The sequence below is a fragment of the Ruminococcus sp. AF17-1AC genome, from assembly GCF_003461385.1.
GTDB classification, from domain to species: Bacteria; Bacillota; Clostridia; order Oscillospirales; family Ruminococcaceae; genus Hominimerdicola; species Hominimerdicola aceti.
Genome location: NZ_QTWZ01000002.1, coordinates 183081 through 204327, shown reverse-complemented (window position 1 = coordinate 204327; position 21247 = coordinate 183081). Strand labels below are relative to the sequence as shown.

The 21247-nt window shown below is 45.5% G+C and carries 21 protein-coding genes; 18 read left to right on the top strand and 3 right to left on the bottom strand.

The features are described 5' to 3' along the window. Positions 1–67 precede the first annotated feature (67 nt). Positions 68–967 carry an FAD-dependent oxidoreductase gene (locus DWW81_RS02700; RefSeq protein WP_117897164.1) on the bottom strand — a complete coding sequence of 300 codons (900 nt, stop codon included), beginning with the start codon at positions 965–967 and terminating at the stop codon, positions 68–70. Between the two features lie 71 nt (positions 968–1038). Continuing rightward, entirely contained in the window at positions 1039–1491 is a 453-nt protein-coding gene (locus tag DWW81_RS02695) for an Rrf2 family transcriptional regulator (RefSeq protein ID WP_117897165.1), read from the bottom strand. A 296-nt stretch (positions 1492–1787) separates the two neighbouring features. Between DWW81_RS02695 and DWW81_RS02690 the strand changes: the two genes are divergently transcribed. From DWW81_RS02690 to DWW81_RS02660, 7 genes are read left to right on the top strand one after another with little or no spacing between them, the layout of a single operon-like run. Continuing rightward, positions 1788–3014, top strand: coding sequence for a PLP-dependent transferase (locus DWW81_RS02690; RefSeq protein ID WP_117897166.1), 1227 nt, complete (start codon positions 1788–1790; stop codon positions 3012–3014). A 12-nt stretch (positions 3015–3026) separates the two neighbouring features. Beyond that, a complete protein-coding gene (locus DWW81_RS02685; protein ID WP_117897167.1) occupies positions 3027–3890 on the top strand; it encodes a 4Fe-4S binding protein in 864 nt (287 codons plus the stop codon). Then, positions 3883–4128: a sulfurtransferase TusA family protein gene (locus tag DWW81_RS02680; protein ID WP_022288185.1), complete on the top strand. Its 246-nt coding sequence runs from the start codon at positions 3883–3885 to the stop codon at positions 4126–4128. The genes DWW81_RS02685 and DWW81_RS02680 overlap by 8 nt, the downstream gene beginning before the upstream one ends. Then, complete coding sequence (locus DWW81_RS02675) at positions 4128–4445, top strand: thioredoxin family protein (protein ID WP_038672494.1); 318 nt, start codon at positions 4128–4130, stop codon at positions 4443–4445. Before DWW81_RS02680 ends, DWW81_RS02675 begins: the two co-directional genes overlap by 1 nt. Before the next feature lie 13 nt (positions 4446–4458). Continuing rightward, positions 4459–4665, top strand: a complete 207-nt coding sequence (thiS, locus tag DWW81_RS02670; RefSeq protein ID WP_022288183.1) for a sulfur carrier protein ThiS — start codon at positions 4459–4461, stop codon at positions 4663–4665. Next, a complete protein-coding gene (gene moeB, locus DWW81_RS02665; protein WP_117897168.1) occupies positions 4665–5477 on the top strand; it encodes a molybdopterin-synthase adenylyltransferase MoeB in 813 nt (270 codons plus the stop codon). The genes thiS and moeB overlap by 1 nt, the downstream gene beginning before the upstream one ends. Next, positions 5474–5884, top strand: coding sequence for a M67 family metallopeptidase (locus DWW81_RS02660; RefSeq protein ID WP_117858160.1), 411 nt, complete (start codon positions 5474–5476; stop codon positions 5882–5884). Before moeB ends, DWW81_RS02660 begins: the two co-directional genes overlap by 4 nt. A gap of 173 nt (positions 5885–6057) precedes the next feature. On the opposite strand, the gene DWW81_RS02655 is transcribed toward DWW81_RS02660, so the two are convergent. Continuing rightward, the gene (locus DWW81_RS02655; RefSeq protein ID WP_242989578.1) at positions 6058–7335 is read right to left on the bottom strand and encodes a glycoside hydrolase family 5 protein; all 1278 of its coding nucleotides are present in this window, start codon (positions 7333–7335) and stop codon (positions 6058–6060) included. Between the two features lie 256 nt (positions 7336–7591). Between DWW81_RS02655 and DWW81_RS02650 the strand changes: the two genes are divergently transcribed. The 11 genes from DWW81_RS02650 (at position 7592) to DWW81_RS02600 (ending at position 21234) form a co-directional block, all read left to right on the top strand. After that, positions 7592–8761, top strand: coding sequence for a cation diffusion facilitator family transporter (locus DWW81_RS02650; protein ID WP_117897169.1), 1170 nt, complete (start codon positions 7592–7594; stop codon positions 8759–8761). A 277-nt stretch (positions 8762–9038) separates the two neighbouring features. Further along, positions 9039–9242 (top strand): DUF1858 domain-containing protein, encoded by a 204-nt coding sequence (locus DWW81_RS02645; RefSeq protein ID WP_022288179.1) that lies wholly within the window; start codon positions 9039–9041, stop codon positions 9240–9242. A 75-nt stretch (positions 9243–9317) separates the two neighbouring features. Further along, a complete protein-coding gene (locus DWW81_RS02640; protein WP_117897170.1) occupies positions 9318–9986 on the top strand; it encodes a class I SAM-dependent methyltransferase in 669 nt (222 codons plus the stop codon). A gap of 29 nt (positions 9987–10015) precedes the next feature. Continuing rightward, positions 10016–10501, top strand: a complete 486-nt coding sequence (locus tag DWW81_RS02635) for a hypothetical protein (RefSeq protein WP_117897171.1) — start codon at positions 10016–10018, stop codon at positions 10499–10501. Next, positions 10485–11246 carry a Nif3-like dinuclear metal center hexameric protein gene (locus DWW81_RS02630; RefSeq protein WP_117897172.1) on the top strand — a complete coding sequence of 254 codons (762 nt, stop codon included), beginning with the start codon at positions 10485–10487 and terminating at the stop codon, positions 11244–11246. The genes DWW81_RS02635 and DWW81_RS02630 overlap by 17 nt, the downstream gene beginning before the upstream one ends. Before the next feature lie 16 nt (positions 11247–11262). Then, positions 11263–13014 carry an NFACT RNA binding domain-containing protein gene (locus DWW81_RS02625; RefSeq protein WP_117897173.1) on the top strand — a complete coding sequence of 584 codons (1752 nt, stop codon included), beginning with the start codon at positions 11263–11265 and terminating at the stop codon, positions 13012–13014. 249 nt (positions 13015–13263) lie between these two features. Then, a complete protein-coding gene (locus tag DWW81_RS02620) occupies positions 13264–15552 on the top strand; it encodes an NPXTG-anchored protein (RefSeq protein ID WP_117897174.1) in 2289 nt (762 codons plus the stop codon). Positions 15553–15745: 193 nt separating this feature from the next. Beyond that, positions 15746–17611, top strand: a complete 1866-nt coding sequence (locus DWW81_RS02615) for a DUF4430 domain-containing protein (RefSeq protein ID WP_181982649.1) — start codon at positions 15746–15748, stop codon at positions 17609–17611. Positions 17612–17621: 10 nt separating this feature from the next. Continuing rightward, a complete protein-coding gene (locus DWW81_RS02610; protein WP_181982648.1) occupies positions 17622–19352 on the top strand; it encodes a prenyltransferase/squalene oxidase repeat-containing protein in 1731 nt (576 codons plus the stop codon). Further along, a complete protein-coding gene (locus DWW81_RS02605; protein ID WP_117897177.1) occupies positions 19340–20272 on the top strand; it encodes a MoxR family ATPase in 933 nt (310 codons plus the stop codon). The genes DWW81_RS02610 and DWW81_RS02605 overlap by 13 nt, the downstream gene beginning before the upstream one ends. Next, positions 20269–21234, top strand: a complete 966-nt coding sequence (locus DWW81_RS02600; protein WP_117897178.1) for a DUF58 domain-containing protein — start codon at positions 20269–20271, stop codon at positions 21232–21234. The genes DWW81_RS02605 and DWW81_RS02600 overlap by 4 nt, the downstream gene beginning before the upstream one ends. Positions 21235–21247 lie beyond the last annotated feature (13 nt).

Here is a 21247-nt window from a genome sequence, read left to right as displayed (position 1 = left end):
ACTTTGTATAAGGATATAGAAAAAGCGGTGCAGAGTTTTACGCTCCGACACCGCTTTGTTTTGCTTTTTACAGCTCCATTATATATTTTTCCGCAGAAGAAAGTGCGTTTGCACCGTCTGCCGCTGCTGTTATTACCTGCCTGAGAGGTGTAGTACGGACATCTCCTGCCACAAAAAGACCCTTTGCAGTGGTGATCCCGTCCTCGCCAGCTTTCACATATCCGCTTTCGTCAAGCTCGCAAACGCCCTCTAAAGCTTGTGTATTCGGCACGCTTCCGATTGCGCAGAACACTCCGTCCACGGCAATGTTCTTTTCCTCGTCGTTTTGCGTATAGGTAATGCCCTCTGCATTTTCGCCCCCTGTTACCTCTTTTATAACTGCGTTCATAACAGGCACGATATTGTCTGTTTCAGCGACCTTTTTCTGCAAAGCTTTGTTTGCTCTGAACTCGTCACGTCTGTGGATAAGGTAAACAGTTTTTGCAAGCTTTGAAAGATAAAGTGCGTCACCAAGTGCAGTATCTCCTCCGCCCACAACAGCCACAACTTTATCCTTATAGAAGAAGCCGTCGCACACTGCGCAGTAAGAAATGCGCTGTTTCTCACCGCCTGCCACGTCAAGATGACGATATGAAGTGCCTGCGGTGTAAATAACCGTTTTTCCTTCTTTTACAGAGCCGTCCTTGAATATGACCTTCCAGCCCTCGGCTGTTTTCTCAAAGCTCTCAGCCTCACCCTCGTAAAACTCAGCACCAAGAGTTTCAGCCTGCTCTCTGAACTTTTCTCCAAGGTCATAGCCGTTTATGCCATAAAGACCAGGGTAGTTCTCAACTCTGTCTGTAACAGATATCTGACCTGTACCCATGTAGTCCTTTTCGCACACCAGTGCGGAAAGCATTGCTCTGCCTGCATATATCGCTGCAGTAAGCCCCGCAGGACCACTGCCTATTATTATAACGTCATACATAAAAACACATCCTTTATATATAGTATACACTCTCTGTCCCTAATTATAAAATGAAAACCGACTTTTGTCAATCAGATATAATACATAGGCTCTGAAACGTTCTCTGCTGACTCTTTATTATAGAAGTCAACAAGCTGTCTGAGGGTGATAGACTCAGTGTAGCTTTTCAACTTGTTCTCTAATCTCAGCCATATAAAATCGTCAAGTACCTGTGCAAATTCTGTGTTTTCGTCATTTACTACCGCAACATCGCTTCCAAGCACCGATGGGTCGAGGGCGTCGATTATTTCTTTGAGTGTTATCTTCTCCGGCTTTTTGTTGAGTATATATCCGCCCCTAGAGCCTTTTATGCCTTTTATGAGCCTTGCCTGCCTCAGAGAAGTAAGCACCTGCTCAAGATATTTTCCTGAAAGTCCACGTCTTTCTGCCACGCTGTATACTGTTACTGTTTCGCCGTTTTCTGAGTTCATTGCAATGTCTGCAATGGCAATTATGCCACATTCTACTTTTGTTGAAATTTTCATTTCTGCACCTCCCTGAGCAAACAAATACGATCTGTTCTAATGCTTTTTCATGTTTTTGATACTAACTTTGCTATTCATAGTAATCCTATCAACATAATATATTTTATACTTTTTTGAGCAAACTGTCAAGAGTTTTCATAAAAATAAGGGCATATTTTAAAAGAAATGTTAAATCTATAGTAATCCTATTGACTTTATATGATTTATGTTGTATAATATCTACAGTAACAGAGAACATCGCACCTTGACAGGCTTGCGGTGATAGCTATATAATAAGAAAACAGGGGGCGTTTCCTTTGAAATTCAATACAAAATTGCTCCATGGCGGATTTGGACCTGAGAAAACAACAGGCTCAACGCTCACTCCGATATATCAGGTGAGTGCCTTTGCGCAGGAGTCGGCTGAGCAGCTTGAAAAAGTATTCAATAATAAAGCACCGGGATATGCTTATACAAGAATAAGCAACCCGACAGTGGCGGCTTTTGAGAACCGAATGAATACACTTGAAAAAGGTGTTGGCGCAGTGGCTTGTTCATCAGGCATGGCGGCTGTTACAATGTCGCTTCTGAACATTCTTGAAGCAGGGGACGAGATAATATGCGGCGCAGGTCTTTTCGGCGGCACTATCGACCTTTTCGGTGACCTTGCGGCATTCGGTATCAAAACCAAGTTCGTAAAGCACGTTACAAAAGAGGAGATAGCCCCTATTATAAATAGTAAGACCAAAGCGGTCTTTGCCGAGCTTATCGGAAACCCTAATCTTGAAATAGTTGATATAAAGTCGGTGGCTGACCTTGCCCATGAAAATGGTGCAGTGTTTATACTTGACAGCACAACGGCTACGCCTTATCTTATAAATCCATTTGACTACGGTGCTGATATCGTGGTACATTCCACATCAAAGTATATAAACGGCGGTGGAAATTCCATAAGCGGCGTTATAATCGACAGCGGAAACTTCAAATGGGATTATGACAAATTCAAGGGTCTGGCAGAATATAAGAAATTCGGGAAGTTTGCTTATATCGCAAAGCTGAGAAACGGCATATGGAGAAACGTTGGCGGCTGTCTTGCTCCAATGAACGCATTTATGAACAGCGTGGGACTTGAAACACTGGGTCTTAGAATGGAGCGATGTTGTCACAACGCTTTGAAGCTTGCGGAGTTTTTTGAAAGCTGTGAGGGCATAGATGTAAACTATCCTGCACTGAAAGCCAGCCCGTTCTATGACCTTTGTCAGGAAGAACTTGGCGGCAAGGGCGGTGCTATACTCACCATAAGGGCAGGCTCGAAGGAAAGAGCCTTCAAGCTTATAAACGGTTTGAAGCTTGCAACAAACGCAACTAATATCGGAGATACACGAACACTCGTTATACACCCTGCAAGTACGATCTACGCTCACGGAAGCGAGGAGCAGAAGACAAACGCAGGCGTGTTCGGCGACACAATCAGGATAAGCGTCGGAATTGAGGACGCATCGGATCTGATCGAGGACTTTAAACAGTCTATAGAAAAACTTTAGGAGGAATTTACTATGGCAGTTGACTACGCAACACTTAAAAAAGGCGGTTTCATGCGCCAGAAGCAGAAGAATAACTTTTCACTTAGACTTAGAGTTGTGGGCGGAAACCTTACGGCAAAACAGCTTGCAGCTATTGCAGAGGTGTCAGATAAATACGGCGAGGGCTATGTTCATCTTACATCACGTCAGAGCGTTGAGATACCTTTTATAAAGCTTGACGATATCGACGAGGTAAAAGCGGCACTTGCAAAGGGCGACACAGAGCCGGGCGTTTGCGGACCGAGAGTAAGAACTATCACAGCCTGTCAGGGCGCTGCGGTCTGTCCAAGCGGCTGTATAGATACATACGCTCTTGCAAAGGAGCTTGACGAAAGATATTTCGCAAGGGAGCTTCCTCATAAGTTCAAGTTCGGCATCACAGGCTGTCAGAACAACTGCCTTAAAGCGGAAGAAAATGACGTTGGTATCAAGGGCGGAATAAAGGTAGAGTGGCGTGAAGCTGATTGTATCGGCTGTGGCGTGTGCGTAAAGGCTTGCCGTCAGGGTGCGCTTACAATGGAGGACGGAAAGATAGTCCTTGACAAAGAGAAGTGCAACTTCTGCGGACGCTGTTTTAAGGCTTGTCCTACAGAAGCGTGGGATACTATCCACGGCTATATAGTTTCATTCGGCGGACTTTTCGGCAACCATATCAACAAGGGCGAAACTGTTATCCCATTTATCGAGGATAAGGAAACTCTTATGAAGATTTGCGATACCGCTATACAGTTCTTTGACGATAACGCAAAAGCTGGCGAAAGATTCAAGTTCACTATCGACAGAGTGGGCAGAGAGAAATTTACAAATACTATACTGGAGGTTTATAACAATGGCTGATTTTAAAATAGACGATACAGTGGATATCACCACAGTGGTTTGCCCGACAACATTTGTCAAGGCAAAGGTAGCTCTTGAGGAGCTTGACGACGGACAGATACTTTCCATTAAAATGAATGACGGTGAGCCTGTTCAGAACGTTCCAAGAAGCATTAAGGAAGAGGGTCACAAGATACTGAAGCTCATCGATAATGAGGACGGCACTTATGACCTTATCGTACAAAAGGTGGGAGATTAATGTCAGTAAGAGCAAATAAGGATACTTTCGAGAGCGAGATAAACGAGGCAGGAAAGCTTGTTATAGCAGATTTCTATTCAGATTCCTGCGTTCCGTGTAAGCGAATGTCACCGCTTCTTGCGGAAACTGAGGAGGAGAACCCTGAGGGCATAAAGCTTGTGAAACTCAATATCAATTTTGACGGCGAGACTGCTCAGAAGTATAATGTCACAAGCGTTCCGACACTTGTGTTCTTCAAGGACGGAGCAGAAAAAGCAAGACTTACGGGAGCTGTAAAGAAAGCACAGCTTGCCGAAACAATAAATTCTATAGATTAAGGAGAAATGTATCATGACTATAACAGTAGCAGGCAATAAAAAGGACGTTGCAGAGGGACTTACAGTGGCACAGCTCGTTATCGACGAGAACGTTGAAACACCACAGTATGTTACAGTAACTATCAATGACGAATTTGTAGAGAGCGGTGCTTTTGAAAGCACAGTTCTTAAAGACGGCGACGTTGTAGAATTTCTTTACTTCATGGGAGGCGGACAGTAATGGCATTTACAGACGAACAGCTCGAGCGTTACTCACGCCACATCATTCTTAAAGAGGTTGGCGCAAAGGGACAGAAAAAGCTTTTTAACGCAAAGATTCTTATCATAGGCGCAGGTGGACTTGGCGCACCTGCCGCTATGTATCTTGCCGCAGCAGGCGTTGGTACTATCGGCATTGCAGACGCAGACGAGGTAGATCTCTCAAATCTGCAAAGACAGATAATCCACACAACACAGGACGTTGGCAAGGCAAAGGTTCTTTCCGCAAAGGAAACAATGGAGGCTATCAACCCTGACGTCAAGGTGAATACATACCGTACCTTTATCGACAGCGAGAACATCATGGATATAATCAAGGACTATGATTTCGTTATCGACGGCACTGATAATTTCCCTGCAAAGTTTCTTATTAATGACGCCTGCGTAATGGCTAAAAAGCCATTTTCTCACGCCGGCATCATCAGATTCAAGGGTCAGCTCATGACCTATGTTCCAGGTCAGGGACCATGCTATAGATGCGTGTTCAAGAACCCACCTCCGAAGGACGCTGTTCCTACTTGCAAGCAGGCTGGCGTTATCGGTGCAATGGGTGGTGTTATAGGAAGCTTGCAGGCAATGGAAGCTATCAAGTATATCCTTGGAGTTGGCGAGCTTCTCACAGGCTATCTGCTTACTTATGACGCACTTAAAATGGAGTTCAGAAAGGTAAAGCTCCCTCAGGATACAAAGGGCTGTGCAGTATGCGGCGAGCACCCTACTATCACAGAGCTTATCGACTATGAACAGGCAGAATGTGACGGTGTACATCTATGATAAAACTCAGCAAAAGCGATTATGAAAAGATACTGCACCACGCTGAAAGCGAGCTTCCAAACGAAGCCTGCGGTCTTATCGGCGGAGTAAAAGAGGGCAGTGACAAGATAATAAAAAAGGTCTATCTTCTCACGAACATAGACCACTCAAACGAGCATTTTTCTCTTGACCCTAAGGAGCAGCTTGCTGCTATCAAGGATATGAGAGCGGAGGGACTTGTTCCTCTGGGCAACTGGCACTCACACCCTGAGTCACCTTCTCGTCCTTCTGATGAGGATAAAAGGCTTGCTTATGACAAGACTGCAAGCTATATGATACTCTCACTTATGAACAGAGATGAGCCTGTGCTCAATTCTTTCCATATCGAGGGAACAGATTCCACAAAAGAGGAACTTGTGATAGAATAGCAAAAAGTAGGGGCGAACAGCGTTCGCCCGCAATTCGCCCACTCTCGTTTCGTAAGACACAAACAAAAAGCAGTACCCCAACAGGTACTGCTTTTATTATTTCATCATTCAGATCAAACGGGCGAACGCTGTTCGCCCCTACAAATGTATCAGCATATTTGCGTGTGAAAAACTTATGAAGCCTTTGCGCTCTTTCTGACCTCTGTGTAGCCTGCCGGTGACGGGATCTCATAATCGTCAGTTGAGTTTATGGCTCTCATCATGCCTGCAATAAGGTCAGGCTGTGTGATAGTGTAGTCAAATCTGTTTATGATGCCAAAGCCCTTGTTGCCGTTGTAGCCGTTGTCCCAGTATACACAAACAACGCCGTTTTTCTTTGCCGCCTTGATAAGATATTCAGCCCAGTAACGTCTGAACTCATTGTAGTCTGCAAACTTTTCTGTCTTGTCCTGTGCGCCAAATTCGCCGATAACAACAGGGTAGCCCTGACTTACAAACTTTTTGTTAAGAAGTGCCATTTGGCTGTCAACATGATCCTCCTGACCCCAGTTGTCATAATTCTTTACTGCATATTTGCCCCACTGAGTTTTTGCGGTCTTGTTCTCGTCAATAGTGAAATTGAATGGGTCATAATAGTGAACTGATATCATGATACGCTTGCCGTCTGCCTTGCAGCCGTTGTCGGTCGGTATCTTGAAGTTGTAATCATCTCCTGCTGTGTATTCAATATTGGTGTTCCAGCCTGGGAGAAGCAGCCAGCGTTTTTCATTGTTTGAACCTGTTGCTCTTACTGAGTCAACAAATATCTGATTGTATGCGTTTATGTTCTCATAAGCATTAGCGTCAGGCTTGCCGTAGTCGTTGTTGAATTCCTCGTTCATGGACTCGAAGATAAGGTGCTGGTCATAGTCCTTGAAACGGTCTGCTATCTGAGTCCAAACCTTGCCGTATTTGTCCTTTATCTCCGTCTGCTTGTCATCGTCTTCAGCACAAAGCAACCAACTGTGGTCAACAGTGTAATATCCGTCACCATGCATATTAACTATAGCGAACATATCGTTGTCAACAACATAGTCAACGACCTCCTGAACTCTGTCCAGCCAGTCGGTGTCTATCTTGTAGTCAGGGCCGTCGCCTATCATGTCAAGATAAGAAACAGGTATTCTTACTGTCTTGAAACCCTGTGCCTTGACAGTGTCGATAAGCTCCTTTGTTATCTCAGGATTGCCCCAGCAAGTTTCGCTGGGAAGTCCGCCGCTGGAAGCTTCAAGCTGATTGCCTAAGTTCCAGCCAAGCCCCATGGCTTCTGTTATCTGTGTCTGGTCAAGCTCAGTCCACTTCTTTGCTGTGTCTTTTGCCTCTCTGTCGGAGTTTTTTCCGCAGCCTGCCACAGCCACTGTCATAACTCCTGCCAGCAGCAGAGCCGCAGCTCTCGATATGAATTTTCTCATTTTTTATATAACCTCTTTTCTTTTTGCGTATGTAAACGATTAACGCTAATGACTATTATAGCACACTGCACAAAATTTTTCAATAGCGAAAAGAAAATTTTATTATGTGGTTGAAATGAGAAATAAGTGGCTGCATATTGCCTGCTGCGGCGAATATCCATATAAATAAGCATTTGCACTTGATTTTGTAATATTATGTGTTATAATAGTAGATAAACTTATAAGTTTACTTTGGTAAACAAAAGGGGATATTCATATGGCAGCACTTCTTATAAGATTATTCATAAAAGACAGAGATAACGTGAAAGATAAAAACGTCCGAAAAAAATATGGCTACCTAGGCTCATGTACTGGTATAGTCCTTAATATCATGCTTTTCCTCGGTAAGCTTATTGCAGGATTTGTGTCAGGGGCTGTGTCCGTTATGGCGGACGCCTTCAATAACTTGTCCGACGCCGGTTCGTCTATAATGTCGCTGGTTGGCTTTAAAATGGCGGCCAAAGCTGCAGACGAAGATCACCCTTTCGGTCATGGCAGAATGGAGTATATCTCAGGTCTTGTCATTTCGTTTATTATAATGATGATGAGCATTGAACTTGGAAAATCATCGTTCACAAAAATTTTCGCCCATGATAAGCTTGCTTTCTCGGTAATGACCTTTGTGATACTTGCCTGCTCTGTGGCTGTGAAGCTTTGGATGTGGTATTTCTATAGAAAGCTTGGAAAAAAGATAAACTCTACCTCGCTTTTCGCCTCTGCTGCTGACAGCCTTTCCGATTGCGCCGCAACAGGGGCTGTTATGCTTGCAATGGTATTCTCTGCGTTCACAGGCATAAACATAGACGGCTATATGGGCGTTCTCGTTGCTCTCTTTATCTTCCGCTCAGGCTTTATGACCTGCAAGGACAGCGTTTCGCCGCTTCTCGGCTCAAAGCCCGATAAGGAGTTCGTTCAGGATATTGTTGATACCGCAACAAGCTTTCCTGAGATAATCGGTATCCATGATCTGCTCATACATGATTATGGCGTAGGGAATACTGTTATCTCTTTTCATGCCGAAGTGCCATGTGAAATGGACTTTATGGCGGCTCATGAGCTTATAGACGATCTTGAGGATAGCATGAAAGAAAAATATCACTGCGCAGTGTCTATACATATGGATCCGGTGGCAGATCATGACGAGCAAACTATCGAAACTAAAAAGATAGTAACAGACGTTGTGAAGTCTATTGATCAGTGCTTGTCAATACACGATTTCAGAATGACAAAGGGAGAAAACCGTGAAAACCTTATCTTTGACGTGGTAGTGCCTTTTGATTTCAGACTTTCAGACAGCGAGGTAAAAGCAAAAATATCAAAACGGCTCACAGAATTTGACGGAAGATATAACGCTGTTATAAATGTTGATAAGGGAGATACATTATAATATATAAGGCAACACCGCACAAAGCCCGCCTGACGGCTTTGCACGCCATCTGCTTGCAGATTTTCCGTCATATCACACAAAAATCCCTTGACATACGACAGTATGCCTGCGGAATTTTTATGCAATCTGACAAAAAATCTGACTACGCATCTGACGCACGATCTTTGTGCGGTATTGCCTTAAAAAGGGCTTGCTTTTTTTCGCAGGATTGGTTATAATATAGGTATAGCGCAAAGCGTTTGCGGTGCGTGGTCTATCATGATAGGAGGAATATAAAATGGCATTCACAGTTACAAAGGATACTATTATAGGCGATATAATGGACGCTGATGAAAATACAGCACCATACTTTATGGAAATGGGTATGCACTGTCTGTTCTGCCCAGCGTCAAGAGGCGAAACTCTTGAAGAGGCTTGTGCTGTTCATGGCGTTCCTGTTGAGGAAATGCTCGAAAAGCTCAACAAGCACTTTGCAGAATAAGCGTTTGGAACTATTTTCGCCGCCCAGCCGCCTTTTCAGGGGGCGAGCGGCGATTTTTTTCTTTGGAGGAAAGTTTTGGATAAAAGACTTGTGACCTGTGCAAAGCTATGTACAGGAGATTTTGTATGCGACGTGGGGACAGATCATGGTTATCTGCCCTGTTTTATGATAAAGGAAAATATGTGCAAAAAGGCTCTAGCTTGTGATGTTGCACCAATGCCGCTAAAGTCGGCTGAGGAGCATATCCGCCGTGAGGGGCTTTCAGACCGCATTGGAACAGTGCTTTCAGACGGACTTGACAATGTTCCGCCTGAGGGCATAACAGACGTTGTTATGGCAGGCATGGGCGGTGAGCTTATTGCAAGACTGCTTGAAAAATGTCCGTGGGTGAAAAACAGCGTAAACCTCGTTTTACAGCCTATGACAAAGTGGGACGTGCTTAGAAAGTGGCTTTATGACAACGGCTTTGAGGTGAAAAAAGAGCTTGCCTGCACAGAGGGGCAGTTTGCATATTCTGTCATGCAGGCGGTGTATACAGGCAAAACGCCGTCCTATGAATGTGATGACAGATATTTGCAGTTCGGCTTTGTTGAGCCTGAGGGCGAGGGGAAAGAGTATGTCGCAAGGCAGGCAAAAAGAATTTTTGTTGCAGGCAGCGGAATGATGAAGTCCGAGGACAAAAAGGAGTTAGGTGAAAGGCTTGTTAAGCTTGCACAGAGCGAACTTGAAACGTTGAAAAAATAAAAATGTGATACAAAAAACAGGGGGATAAAATGAAATTTCTGAAAGCTTTAGGGATAGGCGTAGCGACCCAACTTTCCGTAACGATACTGTCAGTAATTCTGTTGCTTGCATTCTGCTCCGTAAGTCCCGGCGGTGCAAGCGTGATATTAAGCGGCGTTGTTGCTTTGGGTGCGTATATAGGTTTTTATTTTAAATTTAAGAAACCAAACGTGGGCAAAGCCTTTTATTGGCTCAGCTTTGCGTTTATACCGCTTGTTATACATACCATTGTTATGGTTTTGGGATATATTTATTGCGAAAAAGATGCGGCAGCGGCTTTGTCCAGCGGCGAAAGATTTCCTGCATTAAATTTCTTGCCTTTTGAGGCTATGCTTCCTGCATTGTTTGTTCTTATAGTGGTGGTATTTATCACGGGCTTTTACGAACTTCTTGACGCAGTTATCAAGGACAGAAATATCCCTGACAGCACATCAGACACACAAAAAGGAGCTGACAAAATTGACGACAGTTTATGATATTTATAGTTTTATAGAGGATTTAGCCCCGTACCGCCTGCAGGAGGGCTATGACAACAGCGGTCTTAACGTGGGAGAAATGTACGCAGAGGTAAGGAGCGTGCTGGTGGCGCTGGATTGCACCGCTGAGGTGGCAAGAGAGGCTTGTCAGCGCGACTTTGACCTTGTTCTCACCCACCACCCTGTTATTTTCAGAGGACTAAAGACCCTCGTGCCGAACGATCCTGCTGTGATACTTGCGGCAGGGGGAAAGAACGCTCTTTCCATGCACACAAATTTCGACTCTGCAGAGGGCGGAATGAATGACGTGCTTTGCAAAATGCTTGGTCTAAAACCCGAGAGCGCTTTGCATGAGGAGCATGGCGTTGGCTGTGGATATGTCTGCGAGTGTGACGGCATGAACGTCCGTGAGCTTGCACAGAGAGCAAAGGACGTTCTCGGCTGTAGGGTAGTCCGTTTCAGCGGCGGCGAGCGTGAGATAAGGCGTGTGGGAGTATGCTCAGGCTCAGGCGGTTCGTTCCTTGCTGACGCCGCAGAAAAAGGCTGTCAGGTGCTTTTGACAGGTGACGTGAAGCATGACGTTTTCATAGACGGCGGAAATATGGGCATTTCTGTTATAGACGCAGGTCATTTCTATACGGAAAATATCTTCTGCGAGTTTATCGCCAACGAGCTGAAAAACAAGTTCAGCGGTCTGAGAGTAGAGATAGCCGTAAGCAACAGGGATATAGTTGAAGTAATATAAAAAGCAGGTAAGTAAAATGGCATTGGACGGAATTTATCTGAGCTTGCTCAGAAAAGAATTTGACCCTCTTATTGACGGCAGGGTGGATAAGATACACCAGCCTTCACGAGAGGAGCTTATAATGACTATCCGCACTAAAGAGGGTGCGCAGAAGCTTATGTTCAGCACAGGTGCAGGCTCGGCAAGGGTTCATATAACAACGGCGGATATAGAGAATCCGAAAACACCGCCTATGTTCTGTATGCTCATGAGAAAGCATCTTGCAGGAGGCAGACTCACTGCCATTAGGCAGGACGGCTTTGAGCGTATACTTTTCTTTGACTTTGAAGCCACCAACGAAATGGGCGACAGGGTGAAGCTCACACTTGCGGCGGAGATAATGGGCAGGCGTTCAAATCTTATCCTCTATCATGAGGACGGCAGGATAATAGACAGCATAAAGCGTGTGGGACAGGAAATGTCATCAGTGAGAATGGTTCTTCCAGGTGCGCAGTATACTTTGCCCCCAAGAGAGCAAAGGCTGAATCTTATGGAATGTACAAAAGAAGAATTTCTTGCAAAGATAGCCGAAAACCCCACGGCGGAGCTTTCAAAGGCAATAATGAAAACGCTTGAGGGCATTTCACCAGTGTTCGCAAGGGAAGCTGTGTTCTTTGCGGCAAGGGGTGCTGAGATAACAGCCGAACAGCTAAGCGGCGACACTGCGGACAGGCTGTGGTTTTATTTCTCGAAAGTCCGTGACAGCATAAATGACGGCACTAACGTCTACACAGTGCTGAAAACAAAAGAGGGCAATCTCAAAGACTTCTGCTTCTGCGATATTGCACAGTATGGTGCGCTCATGGTGACAAAAAGCTTTGAGTCGCCAAGTGTTCTGCTTGATTATTTCTATGCGGAGAGGGACTCCCTTTCAAGAATAAAGCAGAAAGCCAACGACCTTTTCAAGCTTCTTATAAACACCTCCGAGAGAACTCAAAGGCGTGTGCAAAATCAGCGTGAGGAGCTTAAAGAGTGCAAGGACAGGGAAAAATACCGCATTTACGGTGACCTTATCACTTCAAATCTCTATGCGCTCCAAAAGGGCATGGCATATGCCGAGGTGCAGGACTTTTATGACGAGAATTGCCCTACAGTGAAGATACCACTTGACAAAAGGCTTACGCCAACACAGAACGCTCAGAAGTATTATAAGGAGTACAGAAAGCTCGACACCGCAGAGAAAAAGCTCATTGTGCTTATTGCAGAGGGCGAGCAGGAGGTCAAGTATCTGGATTCTGTTTTCGATTCTCTCACGAGGGCGCAGACGGAGGGGGATATAGCCGAGCTTCGTGAGGAGCTTTTTCAGGAGGGCTATGTAAAGCGCTCAAAGTTCAAGGGCAAGCCTCCAAAGGCTCTGCCGCCTATAAGATACCGTTCTTCTGACGGATATGAAATAAGGGTAGGCAGGAACAATAAGCAGAACGACCGCCTCACCTGCAAGGAAGCAGAGAAAACTGACCTTTGGCTCCATGTCAAAGATATCACAGGAAGCCACGTTATCGTCACCTGCGACGGGGAAATGCCACCTGACAGGACAATAGAGGAAGCGGCAATAATCGCCGCCTGCAACTCAAAGGGAAGAAATTCCTCCAGAGTGGACGTTGACTACACTTTCATAAGAAACGTGAAAAAGCCAAACGGCTCAAAGCCGGGCATGGTTATTTTTACAAACAACTACACTATCACTGTCAAGCCTGACACGGAACTGGAGGAGAAACTGAGGGTATAGCCTAAAACTATATCCAACAAAGTTTCAGCCTATGAGTTTATGAAAATGCCACAAAAACGGCGTTGTATCGGACTTATTAGTGGTGTAAAAAGGTTATTGAATAATCCATAGCAATATGGTATAATTATCATGATGTGAATATTAAGAAAGCACAGTTTGAAAAGTTGTTAGCTGAGTAGAGCGTGTCAGGGCGAAAGCCTTGCCGTCAGGGAAGCAGGTCCAAATCCTGCACAACCGCCATTACTGTGTTTGACAGGCTTTTTGTGCGCTGTCATAAGTCAGGTATCTGCTGTGTTTTCGTTGACTATTTCTGTCTTGGGCGATGAAGATGACGGTCTGCTTTATCGCTGTGCAGGCAGTAAAGCGGATAGAATGCTTTTTCGTTTCGGCGGAAAGGCATTTTTTGCTGTGGTCGGGGTGTTCATAAAAAGTGCATTGACGGCGGAACAGTGTGTATCAACGAAAGGACAGAAAAGAATGAAGAAGAAAATTTTGAGAACAGCCAGCTTCGCTCTTGCGACTGCTCTTAGTCTGAGCGTGTGTGTAAGCGCATTTGTTTCAGACGGAACAAACAACAACGTAACAACATCAGTCCTCCCTGACAGTGCGGATAACGCAGTGCTTAACTGGGCAACTAAGGTAGGAAAAAGCTGGAACGATGGTCCGTCGCCTGTGGCTATCGTTGGAGATGATATCGTTTATACATCCGGCGACAAGCTAATGAGAATGAATAAGGAAACGGGCGTTGTGGATTCAGTAGTTGGACAGCGAGCAGGCACAAACAGCTACGCTATCCAGCCTGTTACTTATGCAGACGGCATGATATTCTCAGCCTTTAACGGCGGAATTCAGGCATTTGACGCTGACACCCTCGAGTCGCTGTGGGTATACAAGGACAGCGTTGGCGGACAGTCTGTAAGCCCTATCTACTATAATGACGGCTGTATCTACACAGGCTTCTGCAACTATGGCTCAGGAAAAGACGATCAGTATGTCTGCATAGATGTTAAGGACGAAGATCCTGACACAACAGATGAAGAGAAGTCACCAAAGTGGACATTCACAAACAAAAGCGGTTTCTATTGGGCAGGCGCATATGCAACTGATGATTTTGTCGTTCTCGGCATGGAAAATGCAAAGGCAAACACTACCGACCCTGCAAGAATAGTTACTCTTGACAAGAACTCAGGAAGCGTTATAGATACTGAGTATACAGTAGGCGGAGGAGTAAGAAGCACTATTTCTTACGATAAGGATACAGACGCTTATTATTTCACATCTAACGGCGGATATTTCTATAAGGCAACAATAGACGATGAGGGCAATTTCACAAAGCTTGACAGCATCCCACTTGGCGGTGCAAGCACATCAACTCCTACAGTTCTTAACGGAAGAGCTTATGTTGGCGTAAACGGCTCAGGCTGGGGCAACTATAAGGGCAGTGCTATCGCAGTTATCGACCTTGACAGCTTTGAGATAGCATACAAGGCAGAAACAAAGGGCTATCCACAGACATCAGGTCTTGGCGTTGTGAATGAGAACGGCTATAACTATGTTTACTTCTCAGAGAACGCATCAGCAGGCGCTATCCGCTATGTAAAGGATAAAAAGGGCGTAACAGACGTTCTTGACGCTCAGATAGTAAACGGAAAGAAAACAGCTCCGTCACTTTTCACACCAACGGGTGCTCAGGCACAGTACGCTATAGCTGACCTTGTTGCAGACGAAAACGGCACTATCTACTTCAAGAACGATTCAGGCTACATAATGGCTGTCGGCTCAGAGGTGGAAAAGCTTGTGACCGAGAATGCTAAGACAGTATGCAAAGAGGGCGAAGCTTATGACGCTTCCGACTTGAAGGTTTACGCAGTTCTCAAAAACGGCGTGAAGAAAGACGTTACAGATTATGTGACTATCGACGATACAGCTCTTACAGCAGACGATGATTTCGTTACTGTTACATACAAGTACGGTATGTACAGAGATAAGACAAACGAGGGTGCTGCAAACACAACCGGCGTTGCCGTTTCACCTGTTGAAGCAACTATCGACGTAACAGTTCTTGCAGCAGAGGATTATGACAGCGTAAAGGCTGTTGAGAAGCTTATCAGTGATCTTGGCGAGATAACACTTGACAGCGAGAATGACATCAAGGCAGCAAGAGCCGCTTATGACGCTCTTGGCGACCTTAAGGAATATGTAGGCAATGTTGACACTCTTACGGCCGCAGAGGAAAAGCTTGAAGAACTCAAGACACCAAGCTCTTCATCAGAAGCAGAAAGCTCTGTAAGCTCATCTGACGTATCTTCCGAAAGCACAGTATCTTCTGCAAACTCTGAGGATACATCTTCTGCCACTTCATCAGCCGCAGAGTCAGTAAGCAGTGCTGACACATCAAAGGCGGCTGACAGTTCATCAAAGACAGCAAATAACGCAGGTTCGGCTAACCCTAACACAGGTGCGACAGCAGGCGTTTGCGTAGCAGGTCTTGCACTTCTTATCAGCGGAGCGCTTACAGTTTCAAGAAAGAGAAAGTAAAAAATTAAGACAATTAAGATATAAGTTATTTTGCAGGATACTCGCCCTCTATTTTCAGGGGGCGGGCATTTTCTGTGATATGAAAAGCGAGAATATTATGAAAAAGCATACACAAAAAAACAGGCAAATAATAATGCTGTCAGCAGCGGCGTTTTTTATCGCAGCGGCTTTTTTGTGTATGCGTTTTTATAATATGAGCAGTTATAAGACACCTGAAAATCCGTTTTCAGTACTGTCTGAAAGCCTTGCGGAGGAGGACGGACAGGGCGGAGAAGGCTATGAAACAAGCTCTCAGCCAAAGGACGAAAGTTCAGATATGGACAGCTCACAGGCAGATGACAGTGATAACACTGATAGCAGCGACAGCAATACAGATACAACAGAAAGCTCTCCGCAGGCTGACAAAAGCGACGGAAATTCCCCCACAGTAAATGGCGGGAACACAAATGTTACCATAAATGCCCAAGGTGAAAATAAGTCTGACGAGGTAAAGAAAAAGCCTGACAGCAAGACCGAAACTGTCACAAAGAACACCGACACAGAATATTTCACCACCTCTATAAAAGAGGGCGAGCGTGTAAAAAAGCCCCTTTATGAGTTCACAATAACACATAAAAACAAGGCTCTCACAGTGCAAAAAGTTCAGGTCACTGTGAACGGCAGCGTTGTAAATCAGTTTTCGGGCAGCGTTACCCTTCACGCAGGAAAAAACACTATCCGTGTTGCCTGCACTTATACCGACAAAAGCGGTCAGGTGAAAAGGGCTTATAAGGACTATACAGTTTATTTTGACAAAAAGGAGATAACCTTTGACACCGACCTTGCGGATAAGGATACTGACACAGAAAGCATAACATTTTCAGCCACAGCTTTTTACGGCAGTGATAAAATACCTTTGACGGTTAAAGTCAACGGTGAAAAGCTTTCCGGCAGCGAAACTTATACCGCACAGCTTTCAGAGGGCGAGAATATTATAACTCTCTCTGCGGAAAAGGACGGCTCAAAGGCTGAAAAAAGCTTTAAGATAAAATACACTCCTGCGGAGTTTTCAATCGATACCGATCTTTATGACCGCACTGTAAATGACGTTGAGTTCAGCTTCTATGCGAGAATGAAAGGTCAAAGCGGCAGTGCAAAGCTAAGCGTTATTCTAAACGGCAAAAAGCTTTCGGGCAGAGATAATTATACCTGCACCCTCCAAAGCGGTGATAACCGTATAAGGCTTTATGCAAAAGACGGTGACAAAAAGATAGACAGATATTTCACCGTCACCTATGTACCCATTGCTGACGATACCACAAGACCTGAGATAACGTATATAAACGTCACCAACGGACAGACAGTGAAAGGCTCGGGCTTCACCCTCAGATTTAACGCACAGGACTATCAGGGCGGAAGGATATATGCCGACAAGACCGAGGTCTGGCTCAATGGGCTTTCTGTTGAGTGTATCGCACAGGACAGGAACTCAGCCTATTATCTCCAGCTTTCGGGCGGGGCAAATCTTCTTGAAATAAGGGTGTATGACCCCGAGGGCAGATATGCGGATCATGCCTATACCATAAATTCGGTGAGCGCACAAAAGGGCGAGCAGACAGGTGTTATAACAATGAGCTTTGACGCCGAGACCATAGGGCTTGGACAGCTTGCCGCAGGCTCAGAGGTGGCAATATACGAGGGGGACACAGGCGTTGATGTTATAGAGCGTTTTCTCCAGCAAAACGGCTTCACAGGTGACTTTACAGGCAAGGACGACCAAAGATATCTAAGCCGAATACACAAAAGCGGTGCGTTTTCAGGTGGAGCAGTAAACAGCGAGCTTGCACAGCTTATAAAAAATGACGGCATTGCAGACAGCAACACACAGTATGCCGACAGCCTTGGAGAATTTGACTACACCTACGGCTCAGGCTGGGTGTACACTGTAAACGGCAATATGCCTGCATACGGCATGGGCAAGGTGAACTTCACCGACGGCGACACTGTAAGGCTTGCGTTCACAGTTGCCTACGGAAGAGATATAACAGGTTCACAGGATAGCTATGACAAAACATGGTAGGAGGATATTGTTGAAAACGAGAGGTTTTCTTGGCAGATTAGTGGCGGTGTTTGCAGGGGCAGTAATGCTTCTGACAAATGTTCCTGCGGTGAATGCAGATAACGCAGATAAAAGGGACAGGATAACTGAAAGCGCAGAAAAGGTCTGTCAGTGGCAGCGTGACAAAATGGGTATTTCTCAGGACGAGAGCATTTTTTCGGGGGATTTTCTGCAAAACGCAGGCATAGGAAGCTCCGATTGGCTTGCCATAGGCATTTCACGCTTTGGTTTTGAGGAGGACTATGAGGCTTATCTCACTGCGCTTTCTCAGCGTGTGAAAGCTCTTTCAGATACCGACAACGCTACCGAGTGGCAGAGGTGCGCTATAACAGCCTCCGCAATGGGAGGCGATCCTGCCGACCTTGGGGGCATAGACCTTGTAAAAGGCGGTGTTTACGGCAGAGATGAAAATAATTCCGTAGGCAAACAGGGCCTTAACGGCTGGATATTTGCACTTTTGACCCTTGATACAATGGGCTACAAGACCTCAGAGGGTGCAGAGTTTGACAGAGAGCGTATACTTGACGAGATAGTTTCTTCGCAGAATACCGATGGTGGCTTTTCGCTGTCAAAAGGTGAAAGCGATATCGACATCACCGCAATGGCTTTGCAGGCGATCGCCCCATATTTCAACGATTTTTCCCGTGACGATGTTAGAAAAAGCGTTGACAAAGCGGTGGAGTATCTAAGCGGCAAGCAGGACAGCTCAGGTACGTTCGGAAGCGCAGAAGCTGATTCGCAGGTAGTAATAGCACTTTGCTCGCTTGGTATCGACCCCGAAGCTGACAGCCGTTTTGTGAAAAGTTCCGACCTTTTGACCGCCCTGCTTTCCTATCAGAACAGCGACGGTGGATTTTCACATGAAAAGGGCGGTGATTCTGACGAGCTTGCCACAGGACAGGCGCTTTGCGCACTTGCGGCACAAAAGCGTTTTGAACTTACGATGCGACGTATTTACGATATGAGAGAGGAGCTTTCAGTTCTACAGCGTGAAAAGCTTGACGGCATAAACGGCAGGCTTTCGGATATCTCAGACGAGGAGAGCGCAGAAAAAGCCTTGAAGCTTTTCAATGACCTTGATTGTGACGAACGCACATATGTGAGATACGGTGCAGAGCTTGAAAATGCGGCAGAAAAATATGGTCAGACCTTGAGCGACAGGGCTTTCACAGAGGAGCTTGCACAGACAGACCATGGGAACGGCTGTATATACAGTATCGAGAAAACGGAAATATATAAGGGCAAGAAAGGCTTTACAAAAAGCGACAGGAACAAGCTTGAAGTCCTGAGAAAAAACGGCGTTACTTCGGGGGACTGCACTGCTACGGCTGTGCTTTTAGCCCATGCAAAGGCTGACGAGAGCCTTTCCGATAGGGATAAGATAATATCAGAGCTTGAAGAAATGAACGCCAAAGCGAACGAGCTTTACAGTGAGATATCAGACCTTAACAGTATCATAAGCCGTGAGCTTTATCCTGTTGATAGTGTTGGAAAAGACAAAAAGGAGCTTTTGGAAAAGACCGCAGAGAGGATAAAAAAGCTTCCTGAAAGCGAGCGGAAAAAGGTCACTTCTGCCGACGAGATAATAAAAGAGGCGGAGGATAAAAACGTGACAGTGTATGTGATATCTGCGGCAGCGGTGCTGTGCGCATTGGGAGTTTTCAAAGTGGTAAGAAAGAAGGGTAAAAAATGCGTGAGATAACAGATGAAGTGAAAAAGGTCATAATCGGCAAGGACGAAGTGGTGGATATGGTGTTCGCCGCAATTTTGGCGCAGGGTCATGTGCTTATGGAGGACGTTCCTGGCGTGGGAAAAACTACTCTTGCGGTGGCGTTTTCAAAGGCTTTGGGGCTTGAAACAAAGAGGATACAGTTCACCCCTGATACTGTGGCTTCCGACATCACAGGCTATACGGCTTTTGACAGACAGGCGCAGGGCTTTGCTTTTCACAGCGGTGCGGCAATGACGAATATACTTCTTGCAGACGAAATAAACAGAACCTCAGGCAAGACGCAATCTGCTCTTTTGGAGGTCATGGAGGAGCGGGCCTGCACAGTTGACGGAAGAACATATCCTCTGCCTGAGCCTTTTGCAGTGATAGCAACACAAAACCCTACAGGCACAGTTGGCACGGCGGCACTGCCTGTTTCACAGCTTGACAGATTTATGATAAAGCTTTCAATGGGCTATCCTGACAAGGCGGCAATGCGAAGCATAATGTCAGACCGAAGCAGTTCAGACCCACTGGTAGATGTGAAAGCCGTCTGCACAGCTGAAAAGCTTATAGAAATGCAGAAAAAGGCAAAGGCTGTTTTTGTTGACGACAGCGTTTATGACTACATCTCAGACCTTTGCGACGCCACAAGGCATAATGAAAATATTTCTCTGGGCGTATCCCCAAGAGGTGCTTTGGCACTTTGCAGGATAGCAAAGGCGTGGGCGTGCTATAAGGGCAGAGAATATGTCGTTCCCCAGGACGTAAGAGATTTTTTTGCCCATGTTTGCAGCCACAGGATATCACTTTCTGCAAAGGGCAGGCTCTCAGGACTTGCGGCAGAAAGTGTGCTTGACGAGATACTTAAAAGCGTAAAATGCCCTGAGAATGAGGAAAAACGCAGATGAAGAGGCTATGCTTCTGCCTTTGCACAGCTTTGGGCATACTGCTTTTTGTGCTGAAAAAACCCATTGGCATATCGGTGCTTGGTTTGTGCGCAGTGCTTTTTGTATTGTCAGTATGTGTAAATATATTCTCAAAGAAAAAGCTGTCAGCAACACTGGTAAGCCACGGCACAGGCTTGAAAAATAAGGACATGAGCCTTAAATTTATCTTCACAGGAACTTGCGGCGAATACAGCGGTAAACTGCGGCTTAGAAATATGCTCACAGGACAGTGCGAGGACATAAAGGTGCATTTTATCATCAGCAGAGAGTCTGCTCAGGTGGATATCACTGTAAAAAGCGACACCTGCGGAAAGATAAAAGCAGAGTTTCTGACACTAAGAGCCTTTGACTTTACAGGGCTAACATGGAAAAAGGCGCAGTGCGAAATAAAGGGCAGTGTGAACATAATGCCTGATGCCGCAGAGATAGATGAGAGCGAGGAAGCAAAACTCAAAGAAGCCCTTGAAAGCGACTTTTTCAGCAATGAAAACGAGGGCTTCGACCACAGTGAGCCTATCGGGATAAGAGAATATCGTCAGGGGGACAGCTATAAATCGGTGCATTGGAAGCTGTCTTTCAGACTTGGTGATATTTACGTCCGTGAATATGGCGAGCCTGTTACTGACAGCCTTTGTATCTACGTTGAAACAGGCGGAAATGTCCCCGCAGCGGATTATGACCGCATTGCCGCAAAGGCACTGAGCCTTTCAATGTATCTTTCAGACGGCGGTATAGGGCATTACATGGCATTTTACAGCTTTTCTCAGCAGAGAAAGGTTTTCGAGCATATCGACAGCGCAGACAGCTTCACTGTCGCTCTGGACAGCCTGCTTTCTTCACAGCCTGAGCAGGGAAAAGAGCGACTGACGGAATTTTCAGAGCTGTTTGAAAGAAGCGGCATAAGCCGTGTTATCGAGATATAATAGTAAAAGAGGT